This window comes from Kitasatospora acidiphila (assembly GCF_006636205.1).
GTDB lineage: Bacteria > Actinomycetota > Actinomycetes > Streptomycetales > Streptomycetaceae > Kitasatospora > Kitasatospora acidiphila.
Genome location: NZ_VIGB01000003.1, coordinates 2619429 through 2644433, shown reverse-complemented (window position 1 = coordinate 2644433; position 25005 = coordinate 2619429). Strand labels below are relative to the sequence as shown.

At 71.5% G+C, this 25005-nt stretch carries 24 protein-coding genes and 1 pseudogene; 13 read left to right on the top strand and 12 right to left on the bottom strand.

Translation table 11 applies throughout. The annotated features are described in order from the left end of the window. The first annotated feature begins 96 nt into the window (after positions 1 to 96). Together E6W39_RS12605 and E6W39_RS12600 are read left to right on the top strand one after the other, a co-directional pair. A complete protein-coding gene (locus tag E6W39_RS12605) occupies positions 97 to 1359 on the top strand; it encodes a sensor histidine kinase (RefSeq protein ID WP_228718120.1) in 1263 nt (420 codons plus the stop codon). Next, a complete protein-coding gene (locus E6W39_RS12600; protein WP_141633628.1) occupies positions 1344 to 1988 on the top strand; it encodes a response regulator transcription factor in 645 nt (214 codons plus the stop codon). Before E6W39_RS12605 ends, E6W39_RS12600 begins: the two co-directional genes overlap by 16 nt. Here the strand turns inward: E6W39_RS12600 and E6W39_RS12595 are convergent. From E6W39_RS12595 to E6W39_RS41480, 3 genes and pseudogenes are all read right to left on the bottom strand, one after another. Beyond that, positions 1927 to 2544, bottom strand: a complete 618-nt coding sequence (locus E6W39_RS12595; RefSeq protein WP_228718119.1) for a hypothetical protein — start codon at positions 2542 to 2544, stop codon at positions 1927 to 1929. The genes E6W39_RS12600 and E6W39_RS12595 overlap by 62 nt on opposite strands. A gap of 69 nt (positions 2545 to 2613) precedes the next feature. Further along, entirely contained in the window at positions 2614 to 3375 is a 762-nt protein-coding gene (locus E6W39_RS41485) for an SDR family oxidoreductase (RefSeq protein ID WP_228718658.1), read from the bottom strand. Between the two features lie 141 nt (positions 3376 to 3516). After that, positions 3517 to 4530 (bottom strand): annotated as a pseudogene (locus E6W39_RS41480) (DEDDh family exonuclease); the annotation flags it as partial. Positions 4531 to 4580: 50 nt separating this feature from the next. Between E6W39_RS41480 and E6W39_RS39310 the strand changes: the two are divergent. From E6W39_RS39310 to moaA, 5 genes are all read left to right on the top strand, one after another. Continuing rightward, the gene (locus tag E6W39_RS39310) at positions 4581 to 4742 is read left to right on the top strand and encodes a hypothetical protein (protein ID WP_181799238.1); all 162 of its coding nucleotides are present in this window, start codon (positions 4581 to 4583) and stop codon (positions 4740 to 4742) included. 132 nt (positions 4743 to 4874) lie between these two features. Next, positions 4875 to 5918, top strand: coding sequence for a zinc-dependent alcohol dehydrogenase family protein (locus E6W39_RS12585; protein WP_141633626.1), 1044 nt, complete (start codon positions 4875 to 4877; stop codon positions 5916 to 5918). Between the two features lie 267 nt (positions 5919 to 6185). Then, complete coding sequence (locus E6W39_RS12580) at positions 6186 to 6602, top strand: DUF485 domain-containing protein (RefSeq protein WP_407658384.1); 417 nt, start codon at positions 6186 to 6188, stop codon at positions 6600 to 6602. Beyond that, positions 6599 to 8266 (top strand): solute symporter family protein, encoded by a 1668-nt coding sequence (locus tag E6W39_RS12575; protein WP_141633624.1) that lies wholly within the window; start codon positions 6599 to 6601, stop codon positions 8264 to 8266. Before E6W39_RS12580 ends, E6W39_RS12575 begins: the two co-directional genes overlap by 4 nt. Before the next feature lie 175 nt (positions 8267 to 8441). After that, positions 8442 to 9431: a GTP 3',8-cyclase MoaA gene (moaA, locus tag E6W39_RS12570; RefSeq protein WP_141633623.1), complete on the top strand. Its 990-nt coding sequence runs from the start codon at positions 8442 to 8444 to the stop codon at positions 9429 to 9431. A 39-nt stretch (positions 9432 to 9470) separates the two neighbouring features. Here the strand turns inward: moaA and E6W39_RS12565 are convergent, their stop codons facing one another. The 6 genes from E6W39_RS12565 to E6W39_RS12540 all read right to left on the bottom strand — a co-directional run bounded on the left by E6W39_RS12565 (position 9471) and on the right by E6W39_RS12540 (position 15364). Beyond that, entirely contained in the window at positions 9471 to 9713 is a 243-nt protein-coding gene (locus E6W39_RS12565; RefSeq protein WP_101382868.1) for a hypothetical protein, read from the bottom strand. A 399-nt stretch (positions 9714 to 10112) separates the two neighbouring features. Continuing rightward, entirely contained in the window at positions 10113 to 10463 is a 351-nt protein-coding gene (locus tag E6W39_RS12560; RefSeq protein ID WP_101382869.1) for a DUF3099 domain-containing protein, read from the bottom strand. 119 nt (positions 10464 to 10582) lie between these two features. Beyond that, a complete protein-coding gene (locus tag E6W39_RS12555; protein WP_141633622.1) occupies positions 10583 to 11137 on the bottom strand; it encodes an RNA 2'-phosphotransferase in 555 nt (184 codons plus the stop codon). Positions 11138 to 11150: 13 nt separating this feature from the next. Then, the gene (locus tag E6W39_RS12550; RefSeq protein WP_141633621.1) at positions 11151 to 12548 is read right to left on the bottom strand and encodes a metallopeptidase TldD-related protein; all 1398 of its coding nucleotides are present in this window, start codon (positions 12546 to 12548) and stop codon (positions 11151 to 11153) included. Further along, positions 12548 to 14098 (bottom strand): TldD/PmbA family protein, encoded by a 1551-nt coding sequence (locus E6W39_RS12545; RefSeq protein ID WP_141633620.1) that lies wholly within the window; start codon positions 14096 to 14098, stop codon positions 12548 to 12550. Before E6W39_RS12545 ends, E6W39_RS12550 begins: the two co-directional genes overlap by 1 nt. 126 nt (positions 14099 to 14224) lie before the next feature. Further along, entirely contained in the window at positions 14225 to 15364 is a 1140-nt protein-coding gene (locus tag E6W39_RS12540) for an MBL fold metallo-hydrolase (protein WP_141633619.1), read from the bottom strand. Between the two features lie 304 nt (positions 15365 to 15668). On the opposite strand from E6W39_RS12540, the gene fabG reads away from it, so the two are divergent. Both fabG and fabI read left to right on the top strand, forming a co-directional pair. Beyond that, entirely contained in the window at positions 15669 to 16388 is a 720-nt protein-coding gene (gene fabG / locus E6W39_RS12535) for a 3-oxoacyl-[acyl-carrier-protein] reductase (protein WP_141633618.1), read from the top strand. A 5-nt stretch (positions 16389 to 16393) separates the two neighbouring features. Next, positions 16394 to 17164: an enoyl-ACP reductase FabI gene (fabI, locus tag E6W39_RS12530; RefSeq protein ID WP_101382874.1), complete on the top strand. Its 771-nt coding sequence runs from the start codon at positions 16394 to 16396 to the stop codon at positions 17162 to 17164. Positions 17165 to 17252: 88 nt separating this feature from the next. Here fabI and E6W39_RS12525 read toward each other — a convergent pair whose 3' ends face one another. Further along, positions 17253 to 17930 (bottom strand): FadR/GntR family transcriptional regulator, encoded by a 678-nt coding sequence (locus E6W39_RS12525; protein WP_141633617.1) that lies wholly within the window; start codon positions 17928 to 17930, stop codon positions 17253 to 17255. A gap of 171 nt (positions 17931 to 18101) precedes the next feature. Here E6W39_RS12525 and E6W39_RS12520 point away from each other — a divergent pair, with 171 nt between their 5' ends. From E6W39_RS12520 to E6W39_RS12515, 3 genes are read left to right on the top strand one after another with little or no spacing between them, the layout of a single operon-like run. Next, positions 18102 to 19412: an MFS transporter gene (locus E6W39_RS12520; protein WP_141637698.1), complete on the top strand. Its 1311-nt coding sequence runs from the start codon at positions 18102 to 18104 to the stop codon at positions 19410 to 19412. Positions 19413 to 19459: 47 nt separating this feature from the next. Then, the gene (locus tag E6W39_RS42910; protein WP_267286692.1) at positions 19460 to 19582 is read left to right on the top strand and encodes an SGM_5486 family transporter-associated protein; all 123 of its coding nucleotides are present in this window, start codon (positions 19460 to 19462) and stop codon (positions 19580 to 19582) included. A gap of 47 nt (positions 19583 to 19629) precedes the next feature. Next, positions 19630 to 20160 (top strand): SixA phosphatase family protein, encoded by a 531-nt coding sequence (locus tag E6W39_RS12515; protein WP_141633616.1) that lies wholly within the window; start codon positions 19630 to 19632, stop codon positions 20158 to 20160. 19 nt (positions 20161 to 20179) lie between these two features. On the opposite strand, the gene E6W39_RS12510 is transcribed toward E6W39_RS12515, so the two are convergent. Both E6W39_RS12510 and serB read right to left on the bottom strand, forming a co-directional pair. Beyond that, a complete protein-coding gene (locus tag E6W39_RS12510; RefSeq protein WP_228718117.1) occupies positions 20180 to 20716 on the bottom strand; it encodes a Uma2 family endonuclease in 537 nt (178 codons plus the stop codon). Positions 20717 to 20794: 78 nt separating this feature from the next. After that, the gene (serB, locus tag E6W39_RS12505) at positions 20795 to 22033 is read right to left on the bottom strand and encodes a phosphoserine phosphatase SerB (RefSeq protein WP_141633614.1); all 1239 of its coding nucleotides are present in this window, start codon (positions 22031 to 22033) and stop codon (positions 20795 to 20797) included. A 259-nt stretch (positions 22034 to 22292) separates the two neighbouring features. Between serB and E6W39_RS12500 the strand changes: the two genes are divergently transcribed. Next, entirely contained in the window at positions 22293 to 24920 is a 2628-nt protein-coding gene (locus E6W39_RS12500) for an FHA domain-containing protein (RefSeq protein ID WP_141633613.1), read from the top strand. The last annotated feature ends 85 nt before the right edge of the window (positions 24921 to 25005 follow it).

Sequence of the window (25005 nt, the reverse complement as noted above, 5' to 3'; positions counted from 1 at the left end):
GGGGCTAGCCCCACTCCCGGGCTGATCATGGTGGCGGTGGGTGTCGGGCGGTGCAGAGTGGGAGTACCGGACGGGACGGATGGCGAGGGGGACAGGGTGGGACAGCTCGGCTTGTGGGTGGTGCGCGCCGCAGTGGGGTTCGGGCGGGCGTGCGTCGTGGTGGCGGTGAGCCTGCTGGTTCCCGCCGTGTGGGCCGCCGCCGTCGCGCTGGGGATCTGGTGGGGTGCGGAGAACCCGTGGTCGTGGCTGCTGCCGGTGGTGCTGGTGTGCGTGGGCACGGTGGCACTGTCCCGGCCGGTCTGCCGGATCGTCCGCCTCCTGGTCGCGCGGTGGACCGCCACCGTCATCCCCGACGGGTACCGGCAGCCCGGGCAGCTGACGCGGCTGTCCACCGGCTTCTGGTGGAACGGCTTCTCCTATGAACGCACCCGCCGGGACGCCCTGATGGACCAGAAGTGGCGGACCCGCCGGCACGATCCCGCCAACTGGCGCGATCTGCGGTTCATCGCGATCGTCCCGTTCACCGCGGGCCTGGTCGCCTGCGCCCCGCCGGCCGGCGTGGTTGCGGCGGTGCTCGGGCTCGGGCGGTCTGAGTCCGTCGCGCGCCTGGTCGGGGTGCTCGGCGCGGTGCTGGCCGTCGCCGCCGCCCCGTACGCCTGGCGACCCATCGAGCCGGTGGCCGTCCGCTTCCTGCGCCCGTCGCCCGCGATGGCGCTGGCGGACCGGGTGACGGAGCTGACCGCCCAGCGCGCGGACACCACCGTCGCGCAGGCTGCCGAAATCCGGCGCATCGAACGGGACTTGCACGACGGTGCGCAGGCCCGGTTGGTCGCGCTGGGACTCTCGCTGGCCACCGCCCGGCGACTGATGGAGACCGACCCCGACCAGGCCAAGGCGCTGATGCGGGACGCGCAGGCCGGCGCCACCGCCTCGCTGGCCGAACTGCGCGAACTCATCAGGGGGATCAGCCCGCCCGTACTGAGCGAGCGAGGGCTCGCCGACGCCGTCCGGGCCCTCGCCCTGGACATCCCGCTCGATGTGTCCGTCAGCGCCGACGACACCGCACTGCGCCTGGACCCGCCGATCGAGTCCGCCGTCTACTTCGGCCTCGCCGAACTGCTCACCAACGCCGTCCGGCACGCCGGGGCTTCGCGGGCGCGGGTCTGCCTGACGAGGGATGACCTGGGCATCGTCGCCGAGGTCGAGGACGACGGCCGGGGCGGGGCCGGCGAACGGGCCGGCGGCGGACTCGAAGGCCTGCGCCGCCGACTCGCGGTCTTCGACGGCACCTTGGAGATCACCAGCCCGCCGGGCGGCCCGACCCGTGCCAGGATGGCGGTGCCATGCGAATCCTTGTAGCCGAAGACCTCTACCTGCTCCGCGACGGCATGGTCCGCCTGATCGAGGCCTGCGGGCACCAGGTGGTGGCGACGGCCGCCACCGGGCCCGAGACGCTCGACGCGCTGCGGACCTGGCGCCCGGACGTCTCCGTCATCGACGTGCGGATGCCGCCGACCCAGTCGGACGAGGGCCTGCGCGCAGCCCTCACCGCCCGGGCGGAGGTGCCCGGGCTGCCGGTGCTGATCCTCTCCCAGCATGTCGAGCAGCTGTACGCACGGGAGTTGCTGGCCGACGGTTCCGGCGGGATCGGCTACCTGCTCAAGGAGAGCGTGTTCGACGCCGACCAGTTCGTCGGGGCGCTGGAACGCGTTGCCGCGGGCGGAACCGCCATGGACCCGGCCGTGATCGCGAAGCTGCTGTCCAGCGGCTCCCCGGATCGGGCGTTCAAGCGGCTCACCGACCGCGAGTTCGCGGTGCTGGGGCTGATGGCCGAGGGACTGTCCAACCAGGCGATCGGGCGGCGGCTCTTCCTGAGCGAGAGCGCGATCGGCAAGTACACCACCTCGCTGTTCGGCAAGTTGGGCATCACCGATGACGAGGACGGCAACCGGCGGGTGCGGGCGGTACTGGCCTACCTGAACAAGTAGGAGGGCTACGGCCGCCAGCGGGGGCTTCGTCGTCCGGGGTGTCCGGGCTGGCGAAGTGGAAGGGGACCGCGAGGTGGGCGGCCAGGGCGCGGCCGGCCCGGTCGGCGGCGATGGCGGGGAGCGGGCGGGGGTCGGAAGTGTGCTGCGCGGCAAGGTAGTTCCTGGCCGTGGAGAAGTAGACGGTGGCGAGGTGGTGGTCATTCGCGGGCTCGTCGGTGACGGCCAGCAGCTCCACGAACCAGTCGTGGACGGTGTCGCCGTCCCAGACCGCCTCGATCGCCAGGATGCGGCCGGGAAAGCCGGCGGCGCGGTAAGCCAGGGAATCCAGGTCGAGCGGGCTGTCCGGGGTGCGGGCGATGCGGTCGCCGTAGTGCTCGTAGCGGTCGGCGACGATTCCCTGGGCGGTGTTGAGGCCGATGCCGTGGGAAGCGCGGCCGACCTTGAAGACCAGTTGCACCGCCCGCATGACGGAGTCCTGGAGGACGTACCCGTCGACCTGGTCGCGGATCCCGGCCGGCAGGCTCTCCCACCACTCGGCCCTGGCTGCGTCGTTCATGCCCATCAAGTACCCCCTGCGCTGCGGTGGCTCCTCGCTCCGGGCTGAGTGAGGCGCCGTTGCGGCAGGTTACAGCGCCGTCAGGGCGCCGCCGTCGACCGGGATCATCACGCCGGTGAGGTAGGAGGCGGCCGGGGAGAGGGCGAAGGCGGCGACCTTGCCGAACTCCTCGGGGGTGCCGTAGCGGCCCAGCGGGATCGCGGCACTGGCGGCGGCGCGGGCGGCGGCGGGGTCCGGGGCGAGGGCGTCGAGTTCGCGCACCCGGTCGGTGTCGATGCGGGCGGGCAGCAGGCCGAGGACCCGGATGCCGCGCGGGCCGAGCTCGTTGGCGAGCGACTTGGCGGCCATCGCCAGGCCCGGGCGCAGGCCGTTGGAGATGCCCAGGCCCGGGATCGGCTGGCGCACCGAGCTGGAGAGCACGAAGCCGATCACGCCGCCGTCGGTGAGGGAATCGGCGGCGGTGCGGGCCAGGCGCAGGGCGCCGAGGAAGACGGACTCGAAGGCGCTGCGCCAGTCGTCGTCGGCGGCCGTGAGGACGGGGCCGGCGGTCGGGCCGCCGACGCTGATCAGGACGCCGTCGAAGCGCCCGAACCGGTCGGTGGCGGCGGCGATCACCTGCCCGGCAGCGGCCGGGTCGGCGTTGTCGGCCACCACGCCGTGCGCGTGGTCGGGGCCGCCCAGCACGGAGACGGCGGCGTCGAGGCGGTCCTTGTGACGGCCCGTCAGGACCACCCGGGCGCCGTCGGCCACCAGCTCGCGGGCGGCGGCGAAGCCGAGGCCGCGGCTGGCGCCGGTGAGCACGTACACCTTGTCCTGCAGTCCGAGATCCATGGTGCTCATCCTGCCGCAGGGGGCGGCGGAGGTGGCGGAGGGGCTGCGTCCGACGACGGGGACGGTGGCGGAGTGGCTGCGTCCGACGACGGGGGTGGGGTGCGGCCCGGGCCTAGCGGCGGCCGGGGCCCGGGCCGGGTGGGGTGCGACGTCGGACAGGAGCTGGAGGAAGGCGTCCTCGCCGATCACCGGGGTGCCGACCTCGCGGGCCTTGCGGGCCTTGCCGCTCCAGCTGCCGGGTTCGTTGGTGACCAGCAGGCTGGTGAGCCGGCTCACCGAGGCGGCGATGTGCAGCCCGGCGGCGATCGCCCGGTCCTCAAGGAGTTCGCGGTCGGTGGCGGTGTCGCCGGTGATCGCCACCCGCATGCCCTGGACGAGCGGCCCGCCCTCCTGCCAGCGGCCCGGGTTGGGGTACGGGCACGGCGGCCGCTTGCGGACCTGGCGGTAGGAGGAGGACCAGGAGCCGCGCGCCGGGGCGAGCGGCGCCGCGGCGGTGTCCTCGCCGAGGTCGGTGACGGCCACGCAGGTGGTCAGCGGGAGCGGCACGCCGCCGCTGCGGGCCAGGTGCAGGCTGGGGCGGAACGCCTCGGCGAGCACCCGGGCGTCGTCCAGCGCGTTGTGCGCGTGGCGCTGCTGCACGCCGAAGTACTCGGCGAGGGTGGCGAGTCGGCCGTTGGGCAGCGGCAGGCCGAGGTCGCGGGAGAGCACCATGGTGCAGACCCGCTGCTCCACCGGCGCGCGGGATCCGGCGCGGGCGAACTCGCGCGAGATCATGTTCCAGTCGAAGAGTGCGTTGTGCGCCACCATCACCCGGCCGTGCAGCCGCTGCGCGAACTCCTCGGCGATCTCCGGGAAGGTCGGGGCGTCGGCCAGCATCGCGCTGGTCAGGCCGTGGATCCAGACCGGCCCTGGATCGCGCTGCGGGTTGACCAGGGTGTACCAGTGGTCGATCTCGTTGCCGTCGGCGTCCAGCCGGTAGAGGCCGATCGAGATCACCCGGTCGGTGCGGCCCAGGCCGGTGGTCTCGACGTCGACCACCACGTAGCCGGCAGCCGCAAGGTCTTCCGAGGGTGCGCCGACCGCCGCACCGGTGGCCTCGGCCGGGCCGGTGCGCTGGAACGGGATCGGGCCGGCCGGCGGCTGGAGCGCATGCATGGTGCAACAGCTTAACCTCGCGCTCACGGGCCGATCACGGGCCGCTCGCGGTGCTGTTGCCGGGCGGCCCGGGCGGCGGCACGGCCACCGGTCACATCGGAGCCGCGCAGGCGGATGCGTCAGGGGTGCTGGTCGTCGACGTCTCCGGGGGTGGCGCCGCGGTGGAGCGGATCCGATCCGGCAGGACCCGTTCCCTGCACTCGATCGAGTGAATTCATGTCCAATCCCTGTTGCTTTGGCGCGCTCGGTGCAGTGCGGGGGCTACCGACTTCGGGAATAAAGTGACCAATGGGATCAGTCGTACAAGCGGCACAATCTCTTTGTCGATGTGAGGAACAGCACTTATGCGCGCCACCGTGATCCACGGCCCGAACGACATCCGGATCGAGGAGGTCCCCGACCCGGTGGTCCAGCAGCCCACCGACGCGGTGGTGCGGGTGGTCAACGCCTGTATCTGCGGCAGCGACCTGTGGGCCTATCGCGGGGTCGCGGCCCGTGAGGCCGGCCAGCGGATCGGACACGAGTTCCTCGGCATCGTCGAAGCGGTCGGCAGTGAGGTGAACGGCGTCAAGCCGGGCGACTTCGTGGTTGCTCCGTTCGTGTGGTCCGACGGCGTCTGCGACTACTGCCGCGAGGGCCTGCAGACCTCCTGCCCGCACGGTGGCTTCTGGGGCAGCGTGGGTTCGGACGGCGGGCAGGGCGAGGCGGTCCGGGTGCCGTTCGCCGACGGCACCCTGGTGCAGCTGCCCAAGGAGGCGGCCACCGACCAGGCGCTGCTGCCGAGCCTGCTGGCGCTCTCCGATGTGATGGCCACCGGTCACCACGCGGCGGTGGCGGCCAAGGTGCGCCCGGGGGCCACGGTCGCCGTGGTCGGCGACGGCGCGGTGGGGCTGTGCGGGGTGCTGGCCGCGCAGCGGCTGGGTGCCGAGCGGATCATCGCGCTGGGCCGGCACGAGGTGCGCACCGCGATCGCCCGGCGGTTCGGGGCCACCGATGTGGTGGCCGAGCGCGGCGAGGCGGCCATCGAGGCGGTGCGCGAGCTGACCGGCGGTCATGGCGCGCACGCGGTGCTGGAGGCGGTCGGGACCGAGGAGTCGATGCGGACCGCGATCTCGATCGCCCGGGACGGCGGCGCGGTCGGCTACGTCGGGGTGCCGCACGGCGGCAGCGCCGGTGTCGACATCGGCCAGATGTTCGGCCGGAACGTCGCGCTCGGCGGCGGCGTCGCGCCGGCTCGCGCCTACATCCCGGAGCTGCTCGTCGACGTGCTGAATGGCCGGATCGAGCCCGGCCTGGTCTTCGACCGCACGGTGGACCTGGACGGCGTGCCGGACGGCTACCGCGCGATGGACGACCGCTCGGCGCTCAAGGTGCGGATCGCGTTCTGATTCGCGCTTCCGTTCGCATTCTCATTCGAGGATCGAATTCAGGTTCGATTGCCGGTCTCGACTAATGGGCATTATTAAACGGACCAGCAGATAATCTGAAGCGCCTGACGGGCGCTCAACTCCCCAGCGGGGGCGGTGTCGTGGGTCGACACCGCCCCTGTGGACTTTTGGCGTACGTAAATTCGCCAAACGATGTATTTCGGCCAGAGTTTGGGTACATCGATCCGAAGAACCGATTGGATGAATCACGACGTCAGGAGAGATGGAGTGGACCATCCCGCTCAACCCGAGCCCCAGGCCGGCGGCGACCTCACGGCAACCGCCCCCGCCCCCGCCCTCGCGGACCAGATCACCCAGGACCCCGCCCTACGCACCCTGCGCAGCACCACCCGCGGTTTCGCCTTCCCGGTGACCGTCGGCTTCCTGCTCTGGTACCTGCTCTACGTGCTGCTCTCCAGCTATGCGCACGGCTTCATGGCCGCCACGCTGTTCGGCAGCATCAACGTGGCACTGCTGATGGGCCTGCTGCAGTTCGTCAGCACCTTCGCCATCGCCGCCTGGTACGCGCGCTTCGCGAACCGCCGGCTGGACCCGATCGCCGAGGAGCTGCGGCACCGGTACGCCGCGCCCACCGCAGCCGAGCAGGCACCCCGCAACGCGACCCCGCAGGAGGCCGGCGAATGACCACCTGGACTCAGCTCACGGCAACCCGCCTGGCCGCGACCCACCCGGCCGCGACCGACCTCGCGGCCAACCCGGCCGCCGGCCACCGCGACCTGACCCTGGCGCTGTTCGCGTTCTTCGTCCTGGTCACCCTGGGCATCACGGTCTGGGCCGGCCGCCAGACCAGGACCGCCACCGACTTCTACGCCGGTGGCCGCGGCTTCTCCGGTCTGCAGAACGGCCTGGCGATCTCCGGCGACTACATGTCCGCGGCCTCCTTCCTCGGGATCGCCGGTGCCATCGCCCTCTCCGGCTACGACGGCTTCCTCTACTCGATCGGCTTCCTGGTGGCCTGGCTGGTCGCCCTGCTGCTGATCGCCGAACCGCTGCGCAACTCCGGCCGCTACACCATGGCCGACGTGCTGGCCTTCCGGATGCGCCAGCGGCCGGTCCGCACCGCCGCCGGGATCTCCACCATCGTCGTTTCGGTCTTCTACCTGCTGGCCCAGATGGTCGGCGCCGGTTCGCTGGTCGCGTTACTACTCGGCATCGAGGGCAGCGCCGCCAAGACCTGGACCGTGGTGGCGGTCGGCGCGCTGATGGTGCTCTACGTCACGGTCGGCGGGATGAAGGGCACCACCTGGGTGCAGATCGTCAAGGCGGTGCTGCTCATCCTGGGCGCCGCGCTGATGACCGTGATGGTGCTGGCCAAGTACCACTTCAATCCGTCCACCCTGCTGGGCGCCGCCGCGCACGCCAGCGGCAAGGGCTCCGCCTTCCTGCAGCCGGGGCTCAAGTACGGCGAGAGCGGCACCACCAAGCTGGACTTCATCAGCCTCGGCCTGGCCCTGGTGTTCGGCACCGCCGGCCTGCCGCACATCCTGGTCCGCTTCTACACCGTGCCCACCGCCAAGGCGGCCCGGAAGTCGGTGCTGTGGGCGATCGGGATCATCGGCGTGTTCTACCTGATGACGCTGGCGCTCGGCTTCGGCGCGGCGGCCCTGGTCGGCCCGAAGACCATCAAGGCCTCCAACGCGGCCGGCAACACCGCCGCCCCGCTGCTCGCCCAGTCGCTCGGCGGCGGCGCCGGCACCACCGGCGGCGCGATCCTGCTGGCGGTGGTCTCGGCGGTGGCCTTCGCCACCATCCTGGCCGTGGTCGCCGGCCTCACCCTGGCCTCCTCGGCCTCGTTCGCCCATGACCTCTACGCCAACGTGATCCGCCGCGGCAAGGTGGGCGAACGCGAGGAGGTGCGCTCGGCCAAGCTGGCCGCCGTGGTGATCGGCGCGATCGCCATCGGCTTGAGCATCTACGCCGACAAGCTGAACACCGCCGCCCTGGTGGCGCTGGCCTTCGCGGTCGCCGCCTCGGCCAACCTGCCCACCATGCTCTACTCGCTCTACTGGAAGCGGTTCACCACCGCCGGGGCGGTCAGCTCGATCTACGCCGGGCTGGTCAGCTCGGTGGTGCTGGTGGTGTTCTCCCCGGTGGTCTCCGGCGGGCCCGCCTCACTCTTCCCGCACAGCGACTTCCAGTGGTTCCCGTTGGAGAACCCCGGCCTGGTCTCGATCCCGGTGGGCTTCCTGGCCGGCTGGCTGGGCACCGTGCTCTCCCGCCGTCCGGCCGACCGGGGGAAGTACGCTGAACTGGAAGTCCGCTCCCTCACGGGGATCGGTGCGCACTGATCGCGGCCCGCTGAGCCGAGGTCTCAAGATGCCACTGGTCCAAAGATCATGCTGGTCCAAAGGTGGCCATGGTCCAAAGCTCCAGCTGGTCTGAAGATCCACCTGGTCTAAGCTGGCGCCCGGTCCATCCCGACGGTGGGCCGGGCGCCACTTGCGACTGGGGAAGGTGCGCACCGTGCTCCTCGACACGTTCGGCCGCCAGGCCGTGGACCTGCGGGTCTCACTGACCGACCGGTGCAATCTGCGCTGCACCTACTGCATGCCGGAGCAGGGTCTGCAGTGGCTGGCCAAGCCGACCCTGCTGACCGACGAGGAGATCGTCCGGCTGGTCGGCCTGGCGGTGCGCGAGCTGGGGATCCGCGAGGTGCGGTTCACCGGCGGCGAGCCGCTGCTGCGCCCCGGACTGGTGTCGATCGTGGCCGCCTGCGCCGAGTTGGAGCCGCGCCCCGAACTGTCGCTGACCACCAACGGCGTCGGCCTGGCCCGCACCGCCGAGGCGCTGAAGGCGGCCGGCCTGGACCGGGTCAACGTCTCCCTGGACACCCTGGACGCCGAGACCTTCCACACCCTGACCCGCCGGCAGCGCCACCAGGACGTGCTGGACGGCCTGGCCGCCGCCGAGTCCGCCGGGCTCACCCCCGTGAAGATCAACACCGTGCTGATGCGCGGGGTCAACGACCACGAGGCCGCCGACCTGCTGGCCTGGACCCTGGACCACGGCTACCAGCTGCGCTTCATCGAGCAGATGCCGCTGGACGCCCAGCACGGCTGGACCAGGGACGGGATGGTCACCGCCGCCGAGATCCTGGAGCGGCTCGGCGAACGCTTCACCCTCACCCCCGAGCAGTCCGCCGCGCGCGGGGCCGCCCCGGCCGAACGCTGGGTGGTGGACGGCGGACCGGGAACCGTCGGGGTGATCGCCTCGGTCACCCGGCCGTTCTGCCGGGCCTGCGATCGCACCCGGCTGACCGCCGACGGCCAGGTGCGCGACTGCCTGTTCGCGACCGGCGAGACCGACCTGCGCACGGCGCTGCGCGATGGCGCCGACGACGCCGAGCTGGCCGCGCTGTGGCGGGCGGCGATGTGGGGCAAGAAGGCCGGGGCCGGGATCGACGACCCAGAGTTCCACCAGCCCGAGCGGCCGATGTCGGCCATCGGAGGCTGACGCCCGACAGGGCTGCCCGGAAGCCGGATTGACGGTCGGTCAGTCCCCGGTCCAGTCAGCCAGCGGTACGGTGTCGCGCAGGAAGCCGCGCACGCCCAGGAACTGGCTCAGGTGTTCGCGGTGTTCCTCGCAGGCGAGCCAGGTCTTGCGGCGGTCCGGGGTGTGCAGCTTGGGGTTGTTCCAGACCAGGACCCAGTGCGCGTCGGCCCGGCAGCCCTTGGCGGAGCACTGCGGTGGCCCCTGCGGCCCCTCGGGCTGGTCGCCGAAGAAGTCGATGCTCATGATCGACAGTCTCTCATCCGCACGGTATGCCCGCGGACTGTCGCGCCTGGACTATGCCTCAGTGAATATGCCGAAGTGACATGCATGATCGCTGGCATGATCGCGTCAAAGAATGGGCAGCATCCCTCTGACGGCATGGCGACGCCGGGCAGCCACGGGGGGAGCCGCCCGGCGTCGGTCCGTCGCTCCGACGGGGGATGCGGAGCGCGTATGCAGTATGTCACGGCCTATAGGGGCGTTGGCTAGGGCTATCAAGATTTATTTGAGCTTTTCCTGAGGTTCGCGGCCGTCATAAGCCAACAAAAACGGGCGAATCGGGCACCATTATTCTGTGATGAGAATGTGGTGACCCGACTCGCCCGTCACGGAGAGTCAGTCTGACGGTCTGACAGGTTACGCTCAGAGGTTTTCGGTCTGGTCGGACTCCGGCGCCCCGGCGCCGCCCCGGCCGCCCGGGCCGAGCATCAGCGGTGTGGTGGGCGGCACATCGAAGGTGCTCGGCAGCCCGGGCGAGCGCTCCCGGCCGGCGTTGGCGATGACCACCGCGATGTACGGCAGCAGCACCCCGCCCGCCAGCGCGACGAACGCCAGATAGCGCTCCACGTTCCAGAGCACCACGGCCAGCAGCACGCAGGCGGTGCGGATCAGCATCGAGATCACATAGCGGCGCTGCCGCCCGCGGACGTCCTCCGTGAGGCTGCTCCGGGCCCCGGTGATCCGGAACACCTCGCCGTCCGAGCTCCTGCCCATCTCTTCCGCCTCCGCTGAGTGCCCGCGCGGTACCGATTCCGCCTGCCCGGTTTGCCCGGGTAGCAGACACCACGGTACGCCGGGGCCCGCCGCCCGGGCAGACCGGGGCGGGCCGCTTCTCAGCCGATGGTGTGGCGGCTGAGGAAGGCGGGCGGCACGGTGTCCGTGAGCCACACGCCGTTGGCGCTGCGGCGGAAGAGGTGGCCGGCGGCGGCCAGCCCGGCCGCGTCCACCCGCAGCACCACCGGGCGACCGTGCCGGGCCCCGACCCGGGTGGCCGTCTCGACGTCCGCCGAGAGGTGGACGTCCTGGCGGCGCATCGGGCGCAGCCCCTCGCGGAAGATGGCCGCCACGCTCGGCTCGGCGGTGCCGTGGTAGAGCACCGCCGGCGGCGGGACGGCCTCCAAGCCCAGGTCCACCTCGATGGTGTGGCCCTGGCTGGCCCGTATCCGGGTGCCGTCCTCGCTGTAGGCGAAACGCTTCTTGTTGTTGTTGGCCACCACGTGGTCCAACTGCTCGCGGGTGAGCCGGTTGCCCTTCCGGGCGAGGGCGGCGAGCAGGATGTCGACCGACACCCAGCCGCCCCCGTCCAGTTCGATCCCGATTCGGTCGGGGTCGTGGCGCAGGATCTTCGCGAGCATCTTCGAGGTCTTGACCAGACGATGCTCGTCCAAACCGTGGGTCCTCCTAGGAAGCTTGGCTCACTGAGCTCATGTTGAAGTCGCTGACCCGGACGGCCGGCATCGCGGCGCGGCTGAAGTAGTCGCTCCACTCGCGGGGCAGGGTCTGCTCGGTGCGGCCGACCTCGGTGATCCGGGACAGCAGGTCGACCGGGGATTCGTTGAAGCGGAAGTTGTTGACCTCGCCCACCACTTGGCCGTTCTCGACCAGGTAGACGCCGTCCCGGGTGAGGCCGGTGAGCAGCAGGGTGGCCGGGTCGACCTCGCGGATGTACCAGATGCAGGTGAGCAGCAGGGCCCGCTCGGTGGAGGCCACCAGCTCGGCCAGGCTCGGCGCGGCGGCCTGGTCGGCGCTCTCCAGCACCAGGTTGTCGGCGAAGGGGCGGACCGGCAGCCCGGTCAGGGCGGCCGAGTGCCGGGTGGTGGTCAGGTCGTTCAGCACGCCCTCGCGGATCCAGTCGGTGGGCGCGATCGGCAGGCCGTTGTCGAAGACCGACTGGTCGCCGCCGGAGGAGTGGGCGATCACGAACGGCGCGCACTCCAGGCCCGGGGCGGCCGGGTCGGAGCGCAGGGTGAGCGGGAGTCCGGTGAGCCGCTCGCCGAGCTTGGTGCCGCCGCCGGGGCGGCTGAAGACGGTGCGGCCCTCGACGGCGTCCCGGCCCGAGGCGCTCCACGCCAGATAGATCATCAGATCGGCGAGGGCGGACGGGGGCAGCAGCGTCTCGTAGCGGCCGGCCGGCAGGTCGATCTTCCGCTTGCCCCAGGCCAGTCGCTCGTCCAGCTGGGACTGCAGGGCGGCCACGTCGATCCCGCTGAAGTCCCGGGTCGCCTCGCCCACCCAGGCCGAGGTTCCGGAGGACTTGGCGTTGAACTCCACGGTGCCGGTGGGCTGGTCGTGCCGCAGCCGCAGGCCGGTGGAGCTGCCCAGGTAGGTGGAGGTCAGCTCGTGCCGGGCGAAGCCGTAGAGCGCCTGGCCCAACGACCGGGCACGGGCGAACGCGGCGCCCAGCTCGGGGGCGAAGGCGTCGAAGACCGCGATCGAGGTCTCGGCCGGCGGCGCGGTGAAGTCCGGGGAGGCGGCCTCGCCGGACAGCAGCGGCTGGGCGTCCTCGGCCGGGCCGGCATCGCGGGCGGTCGCCTCGGCGGCCCGGACCAGCTCCTCCAGGTCCGCCGCGCCGACCGCCTCCCGGGCGACCACGCCGGAGGCGGTTCCCTCGGTGCCGTCCACCGTCGCGATCACGGTAACCCGGCGGCCCCGGGTGACGCCGTTCGTCGTCAGGGCGTTGCCGGCCCAGCGGAGGTTGGCCGTGGTCTCCTCGTCCACCAGTACCATGCAGCCGTCGGCCCGGGACAACTCCAGGGCGCGCTCGACCAGTTCGTGCGGCGCGTTGTTCCGCGTCGTCATCAGTGACCCGCCTCCTGCTGCGTGTTGAGCACGTTCACCTGCTGGAACAGCGCCGATGGGCAGCCGTGGCTGACCGCGGCGACCTGGCCGGGCTGGGCCTTGCCGCAGTTGAAGGCGCCGCCCAGCAGGTAGGTCTGCGGGCCGCCGACCGCGGTCATCGAGCCCCAGAAGTCGGTGGTGGTGGCCTGATAGGCGAAGTCCTTGACCTGGCCCGCCAGTTGGCCGTTCTTGATGGCGTAGGCGCGCTGGCCGGTGAACTGGAAGTTGTAGCGCTGCATGTCGATCGACCAGGAGCGGTCGCCGACGATGTAGAGGCCGTTCTCCACGCCCTCGAACAGGCCCTCGGTGTCCGGCCCGTCGATGGTCGGCTGCAGGGAGACGTTGGCCATCCGCTGCACCGGCACATGCGCCGGGGAGTCGGCGAAGGCGCAGCCGTTTGACCGGCCCAGATCCTTCAAGTGGGCCATGCCGCGGTCGAGTTGGTAGCCGGTCAGGATGCCGTCGCGGATCAGGTCCCAGGACTGGGTGGCCACGCCCTCGTCGTCGTAGCCGATGGTGGCCAGGCCGTGCTCGGCGGTGCGGTCGCCGGTGACGTGCATCAGCTCGGAGCCGTACTTCAGGGTGCCGAGCTGGTCGAAGGTGGCGAACGAGGTGCCCGCGTAGGCGGCCTCGTAGCCGAGCGCGCGGTCCAGCTCGGTGGCGTGGCCGATCGACTCGTGGATGGTCAGCCACAGGTTGGTGGGGTCGATCACCAGGTCGTAGCGGCCCGGTTCGACGCTGGGCGCCTTGACCTTCTCGGCCAGGTAGCCCGGGATCCGGCCCAGTTCGTCCGCCCAGTCCCAGCCCTCGCCGAGCAGGTACTCCCAGCCGCGGCCGGCCGGCGGCGCCACGGTGCGCATCGACTCGAAGGCGCCGGTGCGCTCGTCCACCGACAGCGCCTCCAGCTCCGGGTTGAGCCGGATCCGCTGCTGGGTGGTCACGGTGCCCGCGGTGTCCGCGTAGAACTTGTTCTCCTGCACGGTCAGCAGGGTGGCCGTCACATGCGACACGCCGTCGGCGGCCAGCAGCGCGGCGCTCCAGTCGGCCAGCAGCGCGGTCTTCTCGGCGTCCGGCACCTCGAACGGGTTGATCCGGTAGGAGGAGACCCAGACCGCGTCCCGGTGCACCGGCTCCGCGGCCAGCTCCACCCGGTCGCCGCCGCCGGCCGCCGCACTGATCCGGGCCGACAGCCGGGCCACCGCCACGGCCTGCTCGGCCACCTCGGCGGCCGCCTGCTCGGTCAGCTCCACGCCGGCCGCGAAGCCCCAGGCGCCGTCCAGCAGCACCCGGACCGCGAAGCCCAGTTGGACGGAGTCGGCGCTGCCCGCCAGTTTGGCGTCCCGCAGCCGCCAGCTGGCGCTGCGGACCCGCTCCAGGCGGAAGTCGGCGTGGCTGACGCCCAGTCGGCGGGCCCGGTCGAGCGCGGCATCGGCCAGCCGGTGCGTCGGTAGCGCGAGGAAGAGCGGGTCGACGGGGTGGGCCGGCGGCGCGCTGCTGGGTGTCGGCGGCATCGGACTCCCTGAGGTGTGAGGACGCGGTGTCGGACCAGGACAGGTCCGACACCGCATCATGTCCCCTGCGGGCGGTTCGAGGCCAGAAGTTAAGGCCGCGCGTTGACGTTCCGTAGGGACGGGCCGTCAGGCCAGGCCCACCCACCAGGAGTCCGGCTCCGGCGGGTTCGCCACCTCGACCCGCTCGCCCGGGCGCGGCACGGCCACCGGTACGTCCTGCGCCTTGGCCTCGGCCAGCAGCCGCTCCACCGGCTCGGCCCACGGGTGCAGTGCGAGGTTGAAGGTGCACCAGTGGACCGGCAGCAGCAGCCCGCCCTGCAACTCGCGGTGGGCCAGCACGGCATCCTCCGGGTTGAGGTGGATGTCCGCCCAGGCCTCGTTGTAGGCGCCGATCGCCACCAGCGCGGCGTCGAACGGGCCGTGCTGCTCGCCGATCGCCCGGTAGCCCTCGAAGTAGCCGGAGTCGCCGGTGTAGAAGACCTTGCGGGTGGGGCCGGCGATCACCCAGGAGCCCCAGAGCGTGGTGTTGCGCTTCAGGGTGCGGCCGGAGAAGTGGTGCGCGGCGGTCAGGGTGACCGTCAAGTCGCCCAGGGTGCAGGTCTCCTGCCAGTCCAGCTCGATGATCCGGTGCTCCGGCACGCCCCAGCGGCGCAGGTGCCCGCCGATCCCCAGCGGCACCGCGAACGGCGCCGACTGGCTGCGCAGCAGGCCCTTCACGGTGGCCATGTCGAGGTGGTCGTAGTGGTCGTGCGAGATCAGCACCACGTCCACCGGGGGCAGGTCGGACAGCGCCACCGGCACCGGGTGCAGCCGCTTGGGGCCCAGGTTGGTGAGCGGGGAGCAGCGCTCGCTCCAGATCGGGTCCAGCAGCACCCGGCTGCCCTCGATCTCGACCAGCGCGGAGGCGTGGCCGTACCAGGTGACCGCGACGCCCTCGGTCGGGGCGGCGGTGGGCGCCTCCCGGACCAGCGGCACCGGGCGCGCCGGGGTGCGGCCCTCGCTCTCGAAGAGCACCTTGCGCATCGTGTCGGGGCCGGGCCGCTCGCCCGACGAGGTGCGGGCCAGCGCGGACGGCGCGTTGTGGAAGGTGCCGTCCGCGTACTGCGGGGAGTTGCGGATCCGGTCGTCGCGGTCGTCCGGGTCGCGCCCGAAGGCGCCCGGCAGGCCGCGCACGGCCCAGGCCGCGGCGCCCGCTGCGGCGGCGGCCAGTGCGGTCAAGGTGAGCAGCCGGCCCCGGCGCCTGGTCCGGAGGAGTGCATCGCTCATCGGGATGCCGCCCTTACTTGGAGTGAATCGGCAATCGGTCGCGGCGCGGCAGCGCATCGCCTGTGCCGCGCCGACGGTGCAACGGGCGTCCGGCCGCTGGTGTTCCCGCGCGTCGGATCGATCTGCGGGGCGCCGACCTGGGCCGAGGGCGGCGCGCAGAAATGGAGGGTCCATTGTCAGAAGGCGACAGTTCTGCGCCGAAGGGCCTGTCGAGGGTCGATTCGCCTGGGCGCGGAGCCGACCGATAGCGTCACAGTGCGTACGTTTCCCCCGCACAGCGGGACCACACAGGGAGAGGTGAATCGTGAGCCGGTCGGTTCTCGTTACCGGAGGCAACCGGGGCATCGGGCTCGCCATCGCCCAGGCCTTCGCCGAGGCGGGCGACAAGGTCGCCATCACCAGCCGCTCCGGCGAGGTTCCCGAGGCGCTCGCCAAGTACGACGTGCTGGCGGTCAGCTGCGACGTCACCGACGCCGCGCAGGTGGACGCCGCGCTGACCGAGGTCGAGGAGAAGCAGGGCCCGGTGGAGGTGCTGGTGGCCAACGCCGGCATCACCAAGGACACCCTGATGCTCCGGATGACCGAGGAGGACTTCACCTCGGTGGTCGACACCAACCTGACCGGGACCTTCCGGGTGGTCAAGCGGGCCTCGGCGAAGATGCTGCGGGCCAGGCGGGGACGGATCGTGCTGATCTCGTCGGTGGTCGGCCTGACGGGCACGGCCGGGCAGGCCAACTACGCGGCGTCCAAGGCCGGCCTGGTCGGCCTCGCCCGTTCGCTGGCCCGCGAGTTCGGGCCGCGCGGCATCACGGTCAATGTGGTCTCGCCCGGGTTCGTGGCGACCGACATGACCGCGGTGCTCAGCGAGGAGCGTCGCAAGGAGATTGTCTCGGCGGTGCCGCTCGGCCGTTACGCCGCGCCCGACGAGATCGCCTCCACCGTGCGGTTCCTCTCCTCCGACGAGGCCGCGTACATCACCGGAGCCGTCATTCCCGTGGACGGCGGATTGGGCATGGGTCACTGAGCAACATGAGCGGAATCCTTGAGGGCAAGAAGATCCTGATCACCGGCGTGCTGATGGAGTCCTCCATCGCGTTCCACGCCGCGAAGCTGGCCCAGGAGCAGGGTGCCGAGATCATCCTGACCGCGTTCCCCCGGCCCAGCCTCACCGAGCGGATCGCCAAGAAGCTGCCGGCCCCGGTCAAGGTGCTGGAGCTGGACGTCTCCAACGCCGAGCAGCTGGCGGGCATCGCCGACCAGGTGCGGGCCGAGCTGGGCGACCGGCTGGACGGCGTCCTGCACTCGATCGGCTTCGCGCCGCAGGACGCGCTGGGCGGCAACTTCCTGGACACCCCGTGGGAGTCGGTGGCCACCGCGATGCACGTGTCGGCGTACTCGCTGAAGTCGCTGACCATGGCGCTGCTGCCGCTGATGACCGAGGGCGGCTCGGTGGTCGGCCTGACCTTCGACGCGCAGGTCGCCTGGCCGCAGTACGACTGGATGGGCCCGGCCAAGGCCGCGCTGGAGGCCACCAACCGCTACCTGGCGCGCTACCTGGGCGAGCGGGACATCCGCTGCAACCTGATCTCGGCCGGCCCGCTCGGGTCGATGGCCGCCAAGTCGATCCCCGGCTTCCCGCAGCTGGCCAGCACCTGGGACGTCCGCTCGCCGCTCAAGTGGGACCTCTCGGACCCGGAGCCGGCCGGGCGCGGCATCGTGGCTCTGCTGTCGGACTGGTTCCCGAAGACCACCGGCGAGATCATCCACGTGGACGGCGGCCTGCACGCGATCGGCGCCTGACACCGCCTCGTTCTCGTAAGCACCGCCCCGGTCGCGCGATGTGCGCGGCCGGGGCGGTGCGTTGTTCGACCCCGATGTCCCAGTCCGGTCAGTCGTGCTCGGGCTGGTTGCAGGTGTTGATCACCTCGGCGGACTCGCGGGCGGCGGCGGCCGCGTCCCGCTCCCGGATCGCGGCCAGGATCCGGTCGTGCCCGACGTACTTGTCGGGGGAGAGCACCGGGCCGACGTCCCGGCGCAGATGCGCCCGGAGCAGTTCGCCCAGGTCGGCGTAGAGGTCGGCCAGCACCTCGTTGTGGGCGGCGGCCACCACCGACTGGTGGAAGGCGGCGTCGGCCTGCACGAAGACCTCGGCGTCGCCGCCGAACCAGGCTTCGTCACGGCGGGCCAGTGCGGTCTCCATCAGCCCCAGGTCGCGGTCGGTGCGGCGCCCGGCGGCCAGCGACGCCGCCGAGGCCTCCAGCAGTGAACGCAGCTCGGCCACCTGGCTCTGCTCGGCGTCGGAGAACCGGCGGTGCATCACCCCGGCCAGTTCGCTGGTGGCCAGCACATAGGTGCCCGAGCCCTGCCGGATGTCCAGCAGGCCGTTGTGGGCCAGCGCCCGGACGGCCTCCCGCACGGTGTTGCGGGCCACTCCCAGCTGTTCGACCAGGGCGGCCTCGGTGGGGATCCGGGAGCCGACCGGCCACTCGCCCGAGGTGATCTGCGCCCGCAACTGGGCGATCACCTGGTCGGCCAGGGGGGCGCGCCGGGGCGAGGACAGCGTCATCGGTCTCCTCGAAATCGAAGGGTCGGTCGGGGCTCAGGCGGTCGGGCCCCGGGGCAGCCGGCTGCGGTCGCTGCGCTCAAGGACTGTCCCGGCTCGTTCAGAAGCACCATCTTGCCCCTGAAACGCAGCAGCCCCGAATCGCCTTGGGTAAATTCATCCCATCATTCTATGATGCGATCCATGTCCACGGCCGAGAAGACCACCCAGCACCCCGAAACCCCCACCGCCCCCGCACCGCCCCACTCCCAGGGCACCGAGGCCACCCAGGGCACTGAGGCCACCGAGGGCCGCGCCCGGCTGCTCGGCGCCCTGCTCGCACTCGCCGTCGCACTCGCCGCGGTCAACCTGCGCCCGGTGGTCACCAGCCTCGGCCCGCTGCTCTCCAAGGTCCGCACCGACCTGCACATGAGCGCCACGGTGGCCGGCCTGCTCGCCGCCGTGCCCTCGGTCTGCTTCGCGCTGTTCGGCTTCGCCGCGCCCGCCCTGGCCCGGCGGTTCGGGCCGACCCTCGTGGTCACCGCCGGCACGGGCGCCATCACCGCCGGGGTCGCGGCCCGCTCCTTCGCCGGGAGCACCGGGGTGTTCCTGCTGCTCACCGCGGTCGCGCTGGCCGGCGTCGCGGTGGCCAACGTGCTCATCCCGGTGGTCATCAAGCGCTACTTCCCGCAGCGGGTCGGCCCGATGATCGGCCTCTACGCGATGGCGCTGTCGCTGGGCACCGCGCTGGCCGCCGCCGTCAGCGTGCCGCTGACCAACGCGCTGGGCGGCGGCTGGCGGCTCGGCCTCGGCAGCTGGGCGGTGCTCGCCGCGGTCGGGCTGCTGGTCTGGCTGGTCACCGTGGTGCTGCGCCGGGACGGCCGGGGCGACGGCTCGCAGGGCGCGGCCGAGGGCCGGCTGCGGATCGCCCGCAGCGGCACAGCCTGGGCGCTGGCCGGGTTCTTCGGCTGCCAGGCGGGCGGCGCCTACGCCACCATGGGCTGGATCTCGCAGATCTACCAGGACTCCGGCCTCAGCGCCGGCACCTCGGGCGTGCTGCTCGCCGTGGTGATGGCGGTCGGCGTGCCGGTCTCCTTCCTCCTGCCCAACCTGGCCGCGCGCCGCAGCGACCAGCGGCTGTTCGTGGTGGTGCTGGCGCTGTGCGGGATCGCCGGCTACCTCGGGCTGGCGCTGGCGCCGGCCGGCGGCGCCTGGCTCTGGGCGCTGCTGGTGGGGCTGTCCAACTGCGCCTTCCCGCTCACCCTGACGATGATCGGGCTGCGGGCGCGCACCAGCGGCGGGGTGGCGCAGCTGTCCGCCTTCGCGCAGGGGGTCGGCTACCTGATCTCGATCCCGTGTCCGATCGTGGTCGGCATCCTCTACCAGGGCACCGGCGGCTGGTACCTGCCGCTGGCCTTCATGGGCGCCCTGCTGGTGCCGCAGCTGCTGATCGGGCTCCGCGCGGCGCGCAACCGCTTCGTGGAGGACGAGGTCGGGGCGGCCTGACCCGACCCCGGTGCGGCCCGGGCGGAAATGGATGCGACACTCTGCACATGCCCGTTCTCGAACCCAATCCGTCGAACAGCCACCGCAAGCTGCTGGGGATCCTCGGCATGTTCCTCGGTGTGGTCGTCGTCGTCTCGATCATCGCCACCATCGCCCAGTCGATGGGTTGATCCGCAACAGCTGAGCCGGCCGGCCGGTTTTCTGGGAAGCTGACCCCATGACCGACGACGCGACCGCCCGCAGGATCATCGTTCTCCGCCACGCCAAGGCCGACTGGCCGCAGGTGGACGACCATGAGCGGCCGCTCGCCGAGCGCGGCCGGGCGGAGGCACCGGTCGCGGGCGAGTGGCTCGCGGACTCCGGGCTCAACCCGGACCTCGTGCTCTGCTCCACCTCGGTGCGCACCCGGGAGACCTGGAAGCTGGTTTCCCATGAGCTGCCCAAGCGCCAGCGCCACACGGTCTTCGAGAAGCGGATCTACGACGCCACCGCGGGCGAGATCATCGAGGTGCTCAAGGAGACCCCCGACGATGTGGCCGACCTCCTCCTGGTCGGCCACAACCCCGGCGTGCAGAACCTCGTCGAGGTCCTCGCCGGCGACGAGTCCCTGGGCGACGCCCTCACCCAACTGCGCCAGCGCGGCTTCCCGACGGCGGGCGTCGCGGTGCTGGCCTTCGAGGGCAAGTGGGACGGGGTGGAGCCGGGAGTGGCGAAGCTGGTGTCGTACTACGTGCCGGGGCTGGAGTGACGGGAGTCAGAGGGCGGATTCAGAGGCCGGTGAGGTCGGCCGTGACCTTGAACGGAGCGGTTGCCTTGACCAGCCCGGTGAAGGCCTCGCTGGCGCGGTAGGTCGCGGTCTTCGGGTCGAGCTCGTAGGTGAAGACCTTCGGGTCGGCATTGCTGAACTGCTCGACCCGCCAGTAGTACTGGATGCCCGCCTTGGCGTACTGGGCGGGCTTGGTGATGCGGTCGGTGGTCTCCGGGCCGGGGGAGACCACCTCGACCAGGAGCAGGATGTGCTCGGGGCGGGCTGGCATGACGTCGATGGTGCTCGCGCGGTAGAGCACGACATCAGGGCAGCGGTTGGTGAGCGGAACATCCTGGAGCCGGACATCGAAGTTGCCGTCCGCGTACCACTCCGGGCCGGCCGCGGTCTCCAGCGCGTTGGCGAGAAAGCGTGCCAGCCGGTTGTGCATGTGGGACCTGCTGGGCCGTCTGACGAGCAGACCGTCCGAGACCTCGATGTCCGCGCAGACCTCCTCGGACCAGGAGTCGTACTGCTCGGCGGTGATCAGGGGACGCACGGTGCGCACACCTCCTCCGGGGGCCACCGCCGACCATAGCGCGGGCCGGGGGCGTTGAGCCCGGCCCGCGGGGGTGGGTCACTCTTCCGGGGCGGCGTGGAGGTCGGCGGCCTCCACTTCTTCGCGGGTGATGCCGAGGAGGTAGAGGACGGTGTCCAGGAAGGGGACGTTGACGGCGGTGTCGGCGGCCTCGCGGACGACCGGCTTGGCGTTGAAGGCGACGCCGAGGCCGGCGGCGTTGAGCATGTCGAGGTCGTTGGCGCCGTCGCCGATGGCGACCGTCTGGGCGAGCGGGACGCGGGCCTGGTCGGCGAAGCGGGTGAGCCAGCGGGCCTTGCCGGCGCGGTCCACGATGTCGCCGCTGACCTTGCCGGTGAACTTGCCGTCCACCACCTCGAGGGTGTTGGCGGCGGCGAAGTCCAGGCCGAGCAGCTCCACCAGGTAGTCGGTGACCTGGGTGAACCCGCCGGAGACGATGCCGACCTGGTAGCCGAGCCGCTGCAAGGTGCGGATCAGGGTGCGGGCCCCCGGGGTGAGCCGGACCTCGGAGCGGACCTTGTCCACCACCGAGGCGTCCAGCCCGGCCAGCAGCTCGACCCGGGCCCGCAGCGAATCCGCGAAGTCCAGCTCGCCGCGCATCGCGGCGGCCGTCACTTCGGCCACCTCGGCCTCGCAGCCGGCGTGGGCGGCGAAGAGCTCGATCACCTCGTCCTGGATCAGCGTGGAGTCCACGTCCATCACCACCAGCCGCTTGGCCCGCCGCTCCAGCCCGGCGGCGACCACCGCGACGTCCACCCGCTGGGCTGCCGCCTCCCGGGCCACCGCCGGGCGGAGCAGCTCGGTGGCCACGCCGGAGACGGCCAGTTCGACCGCGGTGATCGGGTACTTGGCGAGCCGGAAGATCCGGTCGATGTTGCCGCCGCACTCGGTGATCCGGGAGGTGACCGCCGAGACGGCGGCGGCGGTGAGCGGGTGGCCGAGCACCGTGACGTGCGAACGGCCTTCGGCACGCGGCCGGTTGTCGCCGGTGCCGGAGATGATCTCGGCCTGCAGCCGGTGGTCCTCGGCCCAGCGGTGCACGGTGGCCCGCAGCGCGCCCTCGACGCCGGGGCCGACCACGGCGGGCGGGGTGACCAGGGCGCAGAGCGTTATCCGGCCGCGGGTGACGACCTGCTCGATGTCGATCACGTCGACCTCGAAGCCGGCCAGGGTGGCGAAGAGGCCGGTGGTGATGCCCGGGCGGTCCTTGCCGAAGACCTTGACCAGCAGGGTGCGCTCGTCGTCGGCAATCCGGGGCTGCGGTGGTGTGCTGTCCATGGTGCTGCCCACGCTACCTGGCGAACCCGGGTCGGCCAGGGGTCGTCCGGCTCGTGGACGCGCACCGTTCACCTCCCCGGCACCGCCCGTCACCGGGCTGCCGTGAGAACGTTGCCACCAGGTCACAGTCCGTGGGGCCGACTTTTCGCCCTCAGGGCCGAGCTGGAATGATTACCCCCCGTCAGACGCGATATTCCTCACCCTCCCCAATCCACACGGGGATGCCATCGGGGGACCGAGAGAGCGGGGCAGGCGGACAGTGCCGCAACTCCTTCTAGAAGTCAACGGACAGCAGCGGACGCTGGAACCGGGGCAGTCCTACACCATCGGACGGGATCCGCAGGCGGATCTCCCGTTCGACGACGCCAGGGTGTCGTGGCGGCACGCCACCATCTCGTTCAACGGCGCCAGTTGGCAGCTGGAGGACCACGGCAGCACCAACGGCACCTGGATCGGTGGCGGGCGGACCCTGCACACCCAGCTGCTGCCCGGCACCGTGCTCAACCTGGGCAACGCGGAGAACGGCCCCCGGCTGGTCTTCTCCGCCCCGGTGGCGCAACCCGTGGCCCAGCCGGTCGGCCAGCCGATGGGGCAGCCGCCGGTGCACGAGGCGGAGACCTACCGGCACACCCCGCCGGCCCAGCCGATGGGCTACCAGCAGCAGGGCGCCATCCCGCAGCAGCAGGGCTACCAGCAGCAGGCCGGCTACCCCCAGCAGGGCGCCACTTCTTACCAGCAGAGCCCGCAGCAGCAGGGCTACCCGCAGCAGGGGGCCATCCCCCAGCAGCAGGCGCAGCAGCCCCAGCAGCAGCCGTACCCCGGGGTCCACCAGGACTTCGGCCACGGTGTCGGCGGCGGCCCGGCCGGCTACGTCAGCGAGCGCAACCCCACCATGATCCGGAACCTGACCTCCGCGATGCGGATGGTCCGGATCGGCCGTGCCCTGGACAACGACATCGTCGTCTCCGACCTGCAGGTCTCCCGGCACCACGCCGAGCTGCGCCAGCTCACCGACGGCCGCTACGAGATCGTCGACCTCGGCTCGCACAACGGCATCTACGTCAACGGCCAGCAGGTGCAGCGTCAGCTGCTCGGCCCGCAGGACCGCCTGACGGTCGGCCACTCGTCCTTCCAACTGGTCGGCGACCAGCTGCAGGAGTTCATCGACAACGGCCCGGTCTCCTTCTCCGCGCACCACTTGACCGTCGAGGTCGAGCACAAGGGCGCCAAGAAGGTGCTGCTCAACGACGTCAGCTTCGGCGTCCCGGAGAAGTCGCTGGTCGCGGTGATCGGCCCCTCCGGCTCCGGCAAGTCCACGCTGCTGCGCGCGCTGACCGGCTACCGCCCGGCCGACCGCGGCGAGGTGCTCTACGACGGCCGCAACCTCTACAAGCAGTTCGCCGAGCTGCGCCAGCGCATCGGCCTGGTGCCGCAGTCGGAGATCCTGCACAAGGAGCTGACGGTCCGCACCGGTCTGAAGTACGCGGCCCGGCTGCGCTTCCCCGGCGACACCGAGCCGTCCGAGCGTGAGCGCCGGATCGACGAGGTGCTCTACGAACTGCGCCTGGACAAGCGGGCCGAGAACCGCATCACCGCGCTCTCCGGCGGTCAGCAGAAGCGCGTCTCGGTCGCCCTGGAGCTGCTCACCAAGCCTTCGCTGATCTTCCTGGACGAGCCCACCTCGGGCCTCGACCCGGGCATGGACCGCGAGGTCATGCAGATGCTGCGCGGGCTGGCCGACGACGGCCGCACCATCCTGGTGGTGACCCACTCGGTGGCCGAACTCGCGCTCTGCGACCGGCTGCTGGTGATGGCGCCGGGTGGTTCGGTGGCGTACTTCGGCCCGCCGGACGAGGCCCTGCACTTCTTCGGCTACGAGACCTGGGCGGACGTCTTCCAGGCGTTCGAGAACTACCCGGACCACGACTGGGCCGGCCGCTACAAGGGCTCGGTGCACTACCAGCAGTACGCGGCGGCCGTCGACGGAGTGGCGGTGCAGCAGGCGCCGGTCAACCAGCAGCCGGTGCTGCCGCCCAAGCCGCAGAGCTGGGGCTCGCAGCTGTGGACGCTGATCCGCCGCTACCTGTCGGTGATCGGCTCCGACAAGGGCTTCATGGCGCTGTCGGTGATCCTGCCCGCGGTCCTCGGTGTGGTCTCCACCGTGGTCCCGGCCACCTTCGGCCTGCGGGCCAACCCGCACGGCACCAACAACGCGGCCGGCACCATCATGCTGGTGCTGGCGATCGGTGCCTGCTTCTCCGGAGCGGCCAACTCGGTCCGTGAGTTGATCAAGGAACGGGCGATCTACGAACGAGAACGAGCGACCGGCCTGTCCCGGAGTGCGTACCTGATGTCGAAGATCATCGTGCTCGGGTTCTTCAGCCTGCTGCAGGGCACGATCATCGCCGCGGTCGGCTTCTCCACCCGCAAGCTGCCCACCTCGGGCCTGCTCTTCTCCAGCGCGCCGGCCATCGAGATGGCGATCGGCATCATCCTGCTGTCCTTCACCTCGATGATGTTCGGCCTGGTGATCTCGGCCCTGGTGAAGACGGCGGAGAAGACCATGCCGCTGCTGGTGATGTTCGCCATCATCCAGGTGGTCTTCACCGGCTGCCTCTTCCAGCTCTTCGACAAGGCGGGCCTGGCCCAGCTGGCCTGGCTCATGCCGGCCCGCTGGGGCGTCGCCACGGTCGGCACCACGCTGGACCTCGGCCACATGATGATCCTCGACCCCGCGCACATGAACGACCACGACGGCCTGTGGAAGCACAGCGTCGCGCAGTGGGCGATCGACGCGGGCATGCTGGTGGTGCTCTCGGTGCTGCTGGCCTTCGTGGTCCAGCGACTGCTGCGCCGTCACGAGCCGGAGGTCATGCAGAAGGGCTGACCCGGCCTCACCTGGGCTGTTGCGGGCGGTATCCCCTGAACGGGGGTACCGCCCGTAGTCGTATCTCATGGATGAGATATCGTCT